Source organism: Zafaria sp. Z1313 (assembly GCF_050563205.1).
Lineage (GTDB): Bacteria > Actinomycetota > Actinomycetes > Actinomycetales > Micrococcaceae > JAZDCJ01.
The window spans coordinates 83,631-95,208 of record NZ_JBNWUK010000007.1; the positions used below are offsets into that span (position 1 = coordinate 83,631).

Sequence of the window (11,578 nt, forward strand, 5' to 3'; positions counted from 1 at the left end):
GCAGCGGCCTCCGCGGGGGGAGGCCCTCCGCCACCCGGCGAGCGGACGCCGGGGAGGGGTGGCGGAGGAGTCGTACGACGCTCAGGGAACGGAGCGTTCCCATCCCACGGCCAGCAGGCCCTGGGCTTGTTCGAGGTTCAGGCCCGCGCGGCGGGCGGCCCGGGCGAAGGCGAGCGCGTCGGCAAGCGCCGGCCCGGCCGAGCCCTGCCCGGGATTGACGCGGGTGCCGGCGGCGCGACCCGTCCGGACGAGCCCCGCGGCTTCGAGTTCCTTATAGGCCTTGGCCACCGTGCCGGCGGCCAGGCGGAGGTCGCCCGCGAGCTGGCGGACGGTCGGCAGGCGGGTATCGGCGGGCAGCCGGCCGCTCTGGATGAGGGCCGTCAGTTGGCTCCGGATCTGCTCCGACGGGCCGGCGGGGTTCGCGGGCTCGACGGTGATGGCGGTGGCGGCGTCCAGGCCGTCCCCGGGTGCCGGTCCGGGCGCCGGGGAGGGGTCGGCGACGTGCTGTCGATGTGCCACGGTCCGCCTCCCTCGCCTAGCCGTCTTGTATCAGTGAGATAATACAAACAGCAGATCGATCAATAGTCAAGGGGTCGGCCGCGAACCCAGCCCCGGACGCAACACGATCCATCCCCGCGCTGTTTTGACGCATGCGAAGCAAGCGGGGAACGGATCGTGTTGCGGGAAGTGGGTGCGAGGGAGAGGGGCGTCGCGCCGTCGTGGCAAGAGCGCGGGGAGGCCGCGGGCCCACGGCCCGACTCTACCCATGCGTTGTGACAGTGGATAGTGGGAGCGGCAGAAGTGGGACCCGACGCCAGCGGGTCACCGCCAGCCGAGCCCCGGGGCCACGTGTGTCAGGATCGATTCGATGACGTGGGCGTTGTAGTCCACGCCCAACTGGTTCGGCACGGTCAGCAGCAACGTGTCGGCCGCTGCGATCGCCTCGTCCTGGGCGAGCTTCTCGACGAGCTCGTCGGGGGAGCCGGCGTAGGAGCGGCCGAAGATCGCGCGCGTCTTCTCATCGATGTTGCCGACCTGGTCGGAGCTGAAGCGGTCGCGGCCGAAGTACTGCCAGTCGCGCTCGTCCGTCAGGGCGAAGACGCTGCGGCTGACGGAGACGCGCGGCTCGCGCGCGTGGCCGGCCTCCTTCCACGCCTTGCGGTACAGCTCGATCTGTTCGGCCTGCTGGACGTGGAAGGGCTTGCCGGACTCGTCGTCCTTGAGCGTGGAGCTCTGCAGGTTCATGCCGAGCTCCGCCGCCCAGACGGCGGTCGCGTTGGAACCCGAGCCCCACCAGATGCGCTCCCGCAGCCCCTCCGAATGCGGCTCGATGCGCAGCAGGCCCGGGGGATTGGCGAACATCGGGCGCGGGTTCGGCTCGGCGAAGCCCTCCCCGCCGAGCACCTCGAGAAGGCGCTCGGCGTGCCGGCGGCCCATGTCGGCGTCGGACTCCCCCTCAGCGGGGGAGAAGCCGAAGTGGCGCCAGCCGTCGATCACCTGCTCGGGAGATCCCCGGCTGATGCCGAGCTGCAGGCGGCCGCCCGAGATCAGGTCGGCGGCGCCGGCGTCCTCGGCCATGTAGAGCGGGTTCTCGTAGCGCATGTCGATCACGCCGGTACCGATCTCGATCCGGCTGGTCCGCGCGCCGATGGCGGCGAGCAGCGGGAACGGGGAGGCGTACTGCCGCGCGAAGTGGTGGACGCGGAAGTAGGCGCCGTCGGCGCCGAGCTGCTCGGCCGCGACCGCGAGGTCGATCGCCTGCAGCAGCGCGTCGGAGGCGCTGCGCGTGCCGGACTGCGGGTGGTCGGTCCAGTGGCCGAAGGACAGGAAGCCGATCTTCTTCACACCCGGCCCAACGCGGTTCCGGGGCCGGCTATTCCTCCCGGTGCGGGGCGGGTTGTGCGCTGTACGACGGCGGGGCGCGCCTTCCGGGGCGGAGCCCGGTGCAAAGTTGCTCACTTCTCGCAGCGTCGGTCCGGCGAGTCGGCGAGACACACCGCGTTCCGGAGCCAGGGCTGGTCGGGAAGTGGGAAGAAGTCGTCGCGGGCAGATGGCGCGGCGCACTCCGGCGGTTCAGTCGTCGAGCGCCCGGGCGACGGCGTCGTGGACGTCGTCCGGCAGCGTCCGCGGCAGCGAGAGCGGGTCGAAGAGCCGCCGGCAGCCGTTGATTTCCAGCGTGAGTGGCGCGCCGACGACCTCCCCGCCGGCGAGCGGCCAGAGGACCGCGAACTCGGTGGCCCGTTCCTCGCAGGCGGGGGCGGCGGTGTTGGCGGGCCTCTCGGCGGCCCGCAGGAGGGCCTCCACCGCTGGACCCTCGAGGTGCCCGCCGCTCGCGAAGGTCCCCGAGACGAGCTCGACGATCTCGAAAGGCGTCTCCGCTCCTCCGTTCGGCGGGCGGGTCGAATCCCTGTCCTCTTCCGCGTCGGCCCGGTAGTGGCAGATCCTCAGGGCGTCGGCCTCGCCGGAGCCGGGCACGACGCCGGGGTCCGCGGCCACGCCACCGCCCGTACCGCCGTCGGACTTCGCGCCCGCGCCGCCGTCGATTCGGACCGGGACCTCCGGAGCCAGCCTGACCAGGCCGTTCGCGGCGGTGATGCTCCACGTGGCCGGACAGCCGGCGTCGAGCGCGGCCCGCGGCTCGATCAACGTGACCGGGATCCGCTTCGTCGAGGCCACCTCCATGCCGGCCAGGACGTCGTGCACTCCGGGCTTGGTCTTGCCGCAGGAATTCACGGGCCACGCAGCTCTCATCGCCCGACCCGAGGCGTCGACGAGCCAGAGGTCGGGGACGATCTCCAGGTCGGCCGTGCAGGCCATGTCCATCCGCGGGCCGTCGTCCGGCTCGTCCAGGGCGATGGCGAGCGCGTCGAGGTCTCCCGCCAGGTGTTCCTCGCCGACCGCCGACCAGAGCCCCTGCTCGTCCTCGTAGCCGTCCATGAGGAAGCTGCAGCGAATCAGCTCGACGGGGACGAAGCCCGCTGGGATGGCGCCGGCGGCAGGTGGTCGCGGTGCGGAGGGATCCGGCGGCGACAGCACTTCGGAGGCCGAGGAGCAGTCGACGCCGTCAACGAGCTCGGCGTCGGCCCGCGGCCCGGCGGGGGTGTCGGGCATCGGCCCGCAACCCGTCAGGACGCCGAGTGCAAGCAGCGCGGCCGTCACCGTCCGAGGCGCGGGCCCGCGACGCGTCCTCGCTCGCCCCTGCGACATCGCACCGTCTCCTGACTTCGCCGATGCCGTCTGTGTAGCGAGGATGGAGTGCGGCGCCGAGGCCCGGCTTACGGGGTCGTCGCGCCGGGGCGGTCCTCGTCGACGATGCCCATGGCCGTGGCCATTTCCGATTCGGTGACGGGCTCGGGTACGACGACGACGTCCTTCAGGTCGGTCTTTTGTTGGAGGAGCCGGTCAAGGTTGACGTCGAAGGACTCGCGATCAGGATGGACGGCGAGGGGAAGATACACGTGCACGTCCCGCGTCTGGCCAATGCGGTAGATGCGGTCCGTCGCCTGGGCTTCCTTGGCCGGGTTCCAATGCCGTTCGAGGTGGATGGCATGGTTGGCACCGATGACGGTGAGCCCCGTCCCGACGGCCAGGGGTGACATGATGATGACGTTGAAGCCGTCTCTGCATTCGAAGTCCTTGATGATGCTTCGCCTGGTTGCGCTGCCTCCCTTTGAAACCGCACTCGTCTCGCCGTTGACGATGCTCACGGGCATCTTGTAGCGCAGCTGCAGCCATAGGGCGAGTTTCTGCTGGACCTTCCTGTCGATGACGAAGACGATGGCCTTTTCGTTGAGCCTGCGGATCTGGTCGAGGACACTCACCGAAGCCAACATTCTTGCGGCGGACTCCAACGATGCGTCGGAAGCCCGTCTACGCCGACTTCGAGGACACGGTGGGCGAGCTGACGGAGGTCGAGCTGGAAGGCGTACGGCACTCCGCGTTCGACATCTCCTTCTACCGCGAACGCGTCGAGGTCTACGTCCGGGAGCATCTGGACCACATGGCCGTGCAGCGCCTGCGGCGCGGACTGCCGCTGACCGAGATGGACCTGCGGGCGCTCGAGGAGATGCTCGCCGAGGGCGGCGTCGGCTCCGCGGAAGACCTGGAACGTGCCGCGGCCGGCGACGTGGCGGGGTTCATCCGCTCGCTCGTCGGGCTCGACCAGCAGGCCGTTCAGGACGCCTTCGCGGACTTCATCGCCGAGACCACGCTGAACAGCCGGCAGCTCGAGCTGTTGAACATGATCATCAAGCAGCTCACCCGTGGCGGGCCGATGGACGCCGGGGCGCTGTACGAGCCGCCCTACACGGACATCGCGGCCGGCGGACCCGAGGCGTTGTTCCCCGAGGAGGATGTGGACCGGATCGTGTCGATCATCAATCGACTCGGCGGGCCGGCGCTGCCGGAACCGGAGGACAGTGCGTCGGTGACGGCCTGACGGGCTTCAGCACCGGGAACTTGTTCGGGTAGCCGCGCCGGGGATCGACGCTCGATCGAGACTGCCCGTTCAACTCCAAACTGTCTGGCCCGTGGTCTATCTTGGCATCAGTTGCAAGGAGAGCCGCGGTCTTGCGGTGGGGAAGCCAGGGGGGGAACGAACATGACGGCCGACGCTTACGCGGAAGAGATGCAGCGGGAGCAATCGTATTTCGACATGGCCAGGGAGGCGCACGACGTCGCGAAGGAGGCCAGATCCTCCGGTTTCAAGACGATGGGGACTGCAGCCGAGCGACGCGCCTGGCAGAACGAGGTGGCACGCAGCGAGACCCTTGGCCCGGAGGATGCCGTCGCCTTTGGCCGCATGGAACTCGACAGCGGCGAGACTTACTACGTTGGAAACGTCTCGATCACGGATGAGCAGAAGAACCTCTTGGTCCTGAGTTGGAAGGGCGAGATGGGCGCCCGCTACAACCAAGCCACGCTCGAGGACCGCAAGGGAATCGCGACCAAGCGCAGCTACTCGACGTCGCGAAACCACATCGAACGCTTCACCGATCGGGTCTTCGCGACGCTGGCGCAAGAGATCGCGGATCTTGACGACGAGATCCGACACGACGACGACCTCCTCCACAGCCTTGCCAGCGGTCGGACTGGCCAGATGCAGGACATCGTCCGGACCATCCAGGCCTCCCAGGACATGCTCATGCGTGCCGACAAGGACCAGCTCCTGGTCATCCAGGGAGGGCCCGGAACAGGCAAGACGGCAGTGGCCCTTCACCGCGCATCGTGGATCCTCTACAACTACCAAGAACAGGTCCCCGAGTCGGAGATGCTGGTCGTCGGACCCAACCCTGCCTTCGCAAAGTACATCAATCACGTTCTACCTGCGCTCGGCGATGTCAGGACAACGCACACGTCCCTTCAGGAGCTACTTGTGCCGTCGCAGGCGGTCCGCTCCTCGGAAGCCGCGGCCGTCGCGAGGCTCAAAGGCAGTGCGGAGATGGCCGAGGTCATTACCCAGGGTCTCAACGACAGGATCAAGGCCCCCGACACGCTCCTAAGAATCAAGCGAAGGAACTCCGGGGCGTTCGTTGTGCTCCGCCCGGAGCCGCTGAACGAGGATGTCAAGGCGCTTCGGCATCAGCACTACGGCAAGGGTCGGGAGTCCCTGCGGGAGCGTCTCTACGAACGCATTGCCTCCGCCATGGGACTGCGGGCCGGAGTCTCTGCCGTCGACCTCATGGACCCGCAGTCCGTCGACGCGGCACTCGACCGCTTGTGGCCGCGTATGAGCGCGCCGCAGTTCGTTCGCGAGCTTCTTGGCTCCAAGGCGAGGCTCCGCGCCGCCGGACAAGGCCTCCTGAAGGAGCGGGACGTCGATCTCCTTCACCGCCCTGCGGCCGCGCGTACTTCCGATGAACCATGGACCATCCACGACCTGGCTCTCATCGACGAAGCCGAAGACCACATCAACGGTGTTCCGGAGGCATGGGAACACATCATCGTCGACGAAGCCCAGGACCTGTCGCCCATGCAGCTGCTGGCTTTGAAGCGCCGTTCGCGCTCCGGATCGATGACGCTCGTCGGCGACGTCGCGCAGTCGACAGGACCGTTCGCCAGGGACTCTTGGGACGACGTCGTCTCCGGTCTCAAGCGGCGGCTCCCGTGCAGGATCGAGGAACTGCGCCACGGGTACCGGGTTCCACGCGAGGTCTACCGCGTAGCCGAGAGGCTCCTGCCCGCGGCCGCGCCGGGCATGACGCCGCCCGTCGTCGTCCGCAGCGCAAACGCCGAGCCTGAGCTGTTCGAGGTCCCACCGACCCAGCTGTCCGATCAAGTGGCGCGGGTAGCGAGCCACCACAGCTCCAAGGGACGTTTCGTCGGCGTTATCGCTCCTAAGGAGAACTGGGAAGGGATCCGGGCGGCCTTCGCGGGTCACGACGTGACGTGGAGCGACTCGAGTGCCGGGCAACTCGGGACGTCCATCAACCTCATCACCCCCGAGGATTCCAAGGGCTTCGAGTTCGACTCGGTCATCGTGGTCGAGCCCCAGACGATCCTTGAGCAGGACAACGGCGAACGCCTCCTCTACATCGCCTTGACGCGAACGACGCAGCGACTCGATATCCTTGCCCCGACCGGCGAGATTCCCGCAGTCATCCGGGATGCCTTCGAGCGTGTCACGGTGATCGACAAGCCCGAAATCGTTCGACCGGGTTCGGGCAGCCATGGCGACGATGACGAGCTGCCGCCCGAGGCCACGACGGAAAGCACCGTAGAGACGCCACAGGCCGACGTCGTGGCGGCATCCGAATCTGCCGAGCCCAGTTCAGTCGGGGCACTGGGAGCGGTCGAGGCAGAACTCGTTCGGCGCAATGCCCGATATCTGGTGGAGACGATCGTCAAGTTCTACGGCCAAGACATCCGCCGTCCCATCCTGCTTGAGGCCTTGAGATTGGCATCCGAACTTGAGGAAAACGGCTCTGCGACTTCATCAACGGAAGACCGAACAGCATGATGGCGAAGGCTGTTGCATTGGGGGCGCTGGGCGAATGGGCTCGTGAGCGGTCCCGCGAGGACGCGGTTCTGGCACACGCGGTCCGGGTAAATGCATCGTGGTGGTCCGAGAAGCTGGTCACGGGTGCGGTAGCCGACGATGGCGGAAACTGCGAAGGATCCATCAGTGTTAGCCGTGCTCGCGTTTTCGATGTCGCTCGAGAGACGCTGAGCGAGCAGGGACATCCGCTCAGGCTCCTGTGGCACACATTGGCCTGGGGGACGGGGACGCGACATCGAAACAATGGACGACGCATCACGTCAGTGCATTCGATGGGCAACGAGGCCGAGGAGCTACTTCTCTACGCGGCCCAAGAAGCCCGAACCGACCCCGGGAAGGCGTTCGATCTACTCAAGCCGCGCGGCACAGCCATCAAGTACCTTGGGCCAGCGTTCTTTACCAAGTACATGTACTTCGCAGGCGGCGGGCGCGCTGACCATCCTTCGCTCATCGTCGACCAGTATGTGCTCGCCACCCTGCATCGCTTGACCGGCGACAACCTGCTCAAGCCGCGTTTCGGATTTGGCCGCGCGGCCTATCTGGCGGCCGTTCAGCAAATGCAGGACTTGGCAGGGCGGGCGTCGCAGGAAGTTGGGAGGGCAGTGGCCGCAGACGAGGTCGAACGCTGGGCCTTCGAATACGGTAAAGAGCTGGTGAAGTGAGGTTCCACGCCCTCGTAGGCACCGCCCCGCCGTCGTACGCTTGTCCCGGTAGCAGCACGAGCAGGAGGTAGGGATGCCCACGGAGACCGTCGACGGGCTGCTGGCCGAGCTGGCCGCGCTCGAGGACCCGAAGATGCGTGCCGTGAACGAGAAGCACGGCGACGACCACGGCGTGAACCTGTCCAAGCTGCGCGCGATCGCCAAGCGGCTCAAGACCCAGCAGGACCTGGCCGTCGAGCTGTGGGCCACCGGAAACACGCCCGCCCGTCTTCTGGCGCTGCTGATCTGCCGGCCCAAGGCGTTCGGCCGCGAGGAGCTGGACGACATGCTCCGCGACTCCCGTGTCCCCAAGGTCCACGACTGGCTCGTGAACTACGTCGTCAAGAAGAGCGCCCACGCCGAGGACCTCCGCACCGCGTGGAAGGCCGACCCGGACCCCGTCGTTGCGAGCGCCGGCTGGGCGCTGACGAGCGAACGCATCGCGAAGAAGCCCGACGGGCTCGACCTCCCCGGCCTCCTCGACACCATCGAGGCCGAGATGAAGGAGGCCCCGGACCGCCTGCAGTGGGCCATGAACCAGTCCCTCGCCTACATCGGCATCGAGAACCCGGACCTGCGCCCCCGCGCCCTCGACATCGGCGAACGCCTCGAGGTCCTCAAGGACTATCCGACCCCGCCGAACTGCACGTCCCCGTTCGCCCCGATCTGGATCAACGAGATGGTGCGGCGCAGGGAAGTATGACCGCGGTGGCGGGCCCCGGCGTCGTACGCTGAACTGGAACCAGCCCCCGGAAGGAGCGCCGTGACCGTACGCCGCCGGATCGTCGAATGGGAGGACCCGCGCCCGGGTCCCGCCGCCATGCCCACGATGAGCGGGCTCGAGTACATGCGCGCCATGAAGGCGGGCGAGCTGCCCGGCCCGCCGATCGCGAGCCTCATGGACTTCACCCTCGCCGAGGTCGACGCCGGGACGGTCGCCTTCACGTGCGAGCCCAACGAATCCCACTACAACCCGCTCGGGATCGTCCACGGCGGGCTGGTCTGCACGCTGCTCGACTCGGCCCTGGGCTGCGCCGTCCAGACCACCCTGCCGCGGGGGCAGGGCTACACCTCGCTCGAGATCAAGGTGAACTACCTGCGCGCCGTGACCGCCGATAGCGGCCTGCTGACGTGCACCGGGACCGTGGTCAAGCCCGGCAGCCGCGTGGCGTTCGCGGAGGGGAAGGTCGTCGATGCCTCGGGCAAAGTCGTGGCCACCGCGAGCGGCTCGCTGCTTGTGTTCCCGATCGGCCCGGGCGCCCGGGCGGAGTGAACGCTACCGGGCGGCCACCGCGTGCGGATAGTCCGGGGCCCGGTCCTGGAACGCGAGGATCGCCGGATTGACGACGACGCCGTCGCGCACCTCGATCGCGCGGGCGATGGTCTCGTTCGCGTCCCACCCGGCCGGGCCCTCGAGGACGCTCCGCAGGAACGGCATGAGCGCCTCGCTGACCTCCCACGTGGCCGAGTTCCACAGGTAGGACGGCGTGTGGTCCACGGCGTAGTAGTGGATGTGGTCCCCGACGTCGAACATCGGTTCCTTGAACGTCGTCATCTTCGCCCAGCTGAAGCCCATGCCCTCGTCGCAGGACACGTCCACGATCAGGCTGCCCGGCCGGAACGCGGGCAGGTCCTCCTCGGTGAGGTACGTCAGCGGCGAGTTGGGGTCCTGGAGCGTGCAGTTCACGACGATGTCGTGCTCCGCGAGGTACGGGGCCAGGGGCAGCCGGCCGCGCTCGGTGATGACCTGGCTCAGGTACGGCGCGTTGGCGTCGTGGTCGAACTGCGTGATGCGCACCGAGTGGATCGGGGATCCGACGGCGGCGACGCCGCGGCTCGTGAGGACCTCGACGTCGTGCACGCCGTGGGCGTTCAGCGCGGTCACCGCGCCGCGCGCGGTGGCGCCGAAGCCGATGACGACGGCGGTGAGCCGGCGCCCGTAGACGCCCGTGGTGCCGACGAGCTCGAGTGCGTGGAGCACCGAGCAGTAGCCGGCCATCTCGTTGTTCTTGTGGAAGACGTGCAGGCCGAACCCGCCGTCCGACGCCCAGTGGTTCATGGCCTCGAACGCGATCAGGGTCAGCCGCTTGTCGATGGCCAGCTGCGTGATGGCGCGGTCCTGGACGCAGTGGGGCCAGCCCCAGAGGACCTGCCCGTCGCGCAGTTCGGCGAGGTCCTCCGGCTGGGGCTTGGGCAGCAGCACGACGTCGGCGGCGGCGATGACGTCCTCGCGCGGGGCGATCCGGCCGACCAGCGGGGCAAGCTGGGCATCCGAGAGGCCGAAGCGCTCCCCGTAGCCCTGCTCCAGGATCATCCGGTCCCGGAGTTCCGCATCGATCCGCTCCAGGTGCAACGGATGGATGGGCAGCCGGCGCTCGTCGGCCTTGCGGCTCGTGGCCAGGACGCCGATGCTCAGCAGGGCCACGCGGATCAGCGCTTCTTGGTGATGGAGACGATCTCCGAGGCCGCGGCCCCGGCGGCCTTCGCCTTCTTGTCGAGCCGCTTTTCCTTGATCGTCTTGCCGGCGACCTTCTTGGCGGAGGACTTGTTCGGGGATTTGTTGGCCATGGATGTGCTCCTCGCGGAAGCTAGTTCAACCGCTTCCTGACAGGAGCAGGAGTTGCTCCCTGCCCCTCACAGTACGGCACCGCTGGCCGCGCACCGTCCGGCGAGCTCCGGTAGGATCGCCGGATGCGTGGGATCCCGCCGAAGACCGGACTGCTGCACCACGTCGAGCTGTGGGTGCCGGACCTCGGCCGCGCCGCGGCGCAATGGGGCTGGCTGCTCGGGGAGCTCGGCTACGAGCCGTTCCAGGACTGGTCGGCCGGGCGCAGCTGGCGGCTTGGCGGGACCTACCTCGTCGTCGAACAGTCTCCGGACCTGCTCGGCGCGGAGCACGAGCGCCGCCGTCCGGGACTGAATCACCTCGCCTTCCACGCCGGGGATCCGGGCCGCGTCGACGAACTGGCGGCCGAGGCGCCACTGCACGGCTGGCGTCTCCTGTTCGCCGACCGCCACCCGCACGCCGGCGGGCCCGAAACCTACGCGGCCTACTTCGAGAACACCGACGGCTTCGAGGTGGAGCTCGTCGCCTCCGCTTGAGCGGGTCTCATGCCAGCTCCTCGGCCGGTTTCGTCGACCCCGGATCCGATCCGTACCATTTCCTTGAACATCTCATCTTTGGGGGAAACATGAATCTCAAGCGCGGACTCGTGGCGGCCGGCCTCGGCCTGATGCTGACGGGGTGCGCGGCCGCCACGCCGCCGGTCGTCACAGTCACGGTCACGGCGCCGCCATCGGAGATCAGCAGCGCCAGCGAATCGCCCGAAGCGGCTCAACCGTCGCCATCGTCTTCACTCAACGACCGGGGGCAGCTGCCGAAGAGAGTCGGCCAGTCGGGAGGAATTTCCAGCGAAGGCGGCAAACAGTTGTTGGACTTTACCGTCACCGGATTCGAGTTCGTCGAGTGCACCAACAGCTACGCCGGCGACCTCAATGGGCGCGCTTTGGCCGTGATGGTCGAAGTGGCGACTGCGGCGGAGTTCGAAGGACCGCTCGTGGTAAACGGCGCCGAAGGCATGATTTCCTTCGACGCCTACTACTGGCGGGGGTACGGCCCGGACGGAACGCGCATGAGCGGGCTCGACAGCGAAGCGATCCAGAATTGCATGGACTCGGACAAGGACCTCTTGCCGAGCTACATCGGGAAGGGCGAGAAAGCCAAGGGACTCGTGCTGCTCGATGTCACCTCCGACACCGGAGAGGTCGCGTTCGTGCCCTACGACACTGGCGGCTGGGTCTGGGAGTACCCAGGCAACGGCGCCAGCGCGTAGCCTCGACAGCCGAACGTCGGCAGGCGCGTAGCGGGTCCTGACGGGAC

Annotated in this window: 13 protein-coding genes; 7 read left to right on the plus strand and 6 right to left on the minus strand. The window is 68.1% G+C overall.

Annotated features, from left to right (window positions below):
- Positions 1-81: 81 nt before the first annotated feature.
- From ACQ3I4_RS09055 to ACQ3I4_RS09070, 4 genes are all read right to left on the minus strand, one after another.
- Positions 82-519: a GntR family transcriptional regulator gene (locus tag ACQ3I4_RS09055; RefSeq protein WP_329862144.1), complete on the minus strand. Its 438-nt coding sequence runs from the start codon at positions 517-519 to the stop codon at positions 82-84.
- Positions 520-822: 303 nt separating this feature from the next.
- Positions 823-1,845 (minus strand): LLM class flavin-dependent oxidoreductase, encoded by a 1,023-nt coding sequence (locus ACQ3I4_RS09060; RefSeq protein ID WP_329862143.1) that lies wholly within the window; start codon positions 1,843-1,845, stop codon positions 823-825.
- A gap of 228 nt (positions 1,846-2,073) precedes the next feature.
- Entirely contained in the window at positions 2,074-3,111 is a 1,038-nt protein-coding gene (locus ACQ3I4_RS09065) for a hypothetical protein (protein ID WP_430633389.1), read from the minus strand.
- Positions 3,112-3,275: 164 nt separating this feature from the next.
- Positions 3,276-3,821 carry a helicase-related protein gene (locus ACQ3I4_RS09070; protein ID WP_430633390.1) on the minus strand — a complete coding sequence of 182 codons (546 nt, stop codon included), beginning with the start codon at positions 3,819-3,821 and terminating at the stop codon, positions 3,276-3,278.
- Positions 3,822-3,853: 32 nt separating this feature from the next.
- Between ACQ3I4_RS09070 and ACQ3I4_RS09075 the strand changes: the two genes are divergently transcribed.
- From ACQ3I4_RS09075 to ACQ3I4_RS09095, 5 genes are all read left to right on the plus strand, one after another.
- The gene (locus ACQ3I4_RS09075) at positions 3,854-4,438 is read left to right on the plus strand and encodes a type I restriction-modification enzyme R subunit C-terminal domain-containing protein (RefSeq protein ID WP_430633391.1); all 585 of its coding nucleotides are present in this window, start codon (positions 3,854-3,856) and stop codon (positions 4,436-4,438) included.
- 162 nt (positions 4,439-4,600) lie between these two features.
- Positions 4,601-6,958 (plus strand): HelD family protein, encoded by a 2,358-nt coding sequence (locus ACQ3I4_RS09080; RefSeq protein WP_430633392.1) that lies wholly within the window; start codon positions 4,601-4,603, stop codon positions 6,956-6,958.
- Positions 6,955-7,659 (plus strand): hypothetical protein, encoded by a 705-nt coding sequence (locus tag ACQ3I4_RS09085; RefSeq protein WP_430633393.1) that lies wholly within the window; start codon positions 6,955-6,957, stop codon positions 7,657-7,659. The genes ACQ3I4_RS09080 and ACQ3I4_RS09085 overlap by 4 nt, the downstream gene beginning before the upstream one ends.
- A 73-nt stretch (positions 7,660-7,732) precedes the next feature.
- Positions 7,733-8,401 (plus strand): DNA alkylation repair protein, encoded by a 669-nt coding sequence (locus ACQ3I4_RS09090; protein WP_430633394.1) that lies wholly within the window; start codon positions 7,733-7,735, stop codon positions 8,399-8,401.
- A gap of 60 nt (positions 8,402-8,461) precedes the next feature.
- Positions 8,462-8,971, plus strand: coding sequence for a PaaI family thioesterase (locus ACQ3I4_RS09095; protein ID WP_430633395.1), 510 nt, complete (start codon positions 8,462-8,464; stop codon positions 8,969-8,971).
- Between the two features lie 3 nt (positions 8,972-8,974).
- Here the strand turns inward: ACQ3I4_RS09095 and ACQ3I4_RS09100 are convergent, their stop codons facing one another.
- Both ACQ3I4_RS09100 and ACQ3I4_RS09105 read right to left on the minus strand, forming a co-directional pair.
- A complete protein-coding gene (locus ACQ3I4_RS09100) occupies positions 8,975-10,123 on the minus strand; it encodes a N(5)-(carboxyethyl)ornithine synthase (RefSeq protein ID WP_430633396.1) in 1,149 nt (382 codons plus the stop codon).
- A 5-nt stretch (positions 10,124-10,128) separates the two neighbouring features.
- A complete protein-coding gene (locus ACQ3I4_RS09105; protein ID WP_329862129.1) occupies positions 10,129-10,266 on the minus strand; it encodes a hypothetical protein in 138 nt (45 codons plus the stop codon).
- A 123-nt stretch (positions 10,267-10,389) separates the two neighbouring features.
- On the opposite strand from ACQ3I4_RS09105, the gene ACQ3I4_RS09110 reads away from it, so the two are divergent.
- Positions 10,390-10,800, plus strand: coding sequence for a VOC family protein (locus ACQ3I4_RS09110; RefSeq protein ID WP_430633397.1), 411 nt, complete (start codon positions 10,390-10,392; stop codon positions 10,798-10,800).
- A gap of 89 nt (positions 10,801-10,889) precedes the next feature.
- A complete protein-coding gene (locus ACQ3I4_RS09115; RefSeq protein WP_430633398.1) occupies positions 10,890-11,531 on the plus strand; it encodes a hypothetical protein in 642 nt (213 codons plus the stop codon).
- Positions 11,532-11,578: the final 47 nt, after the last annotated feature.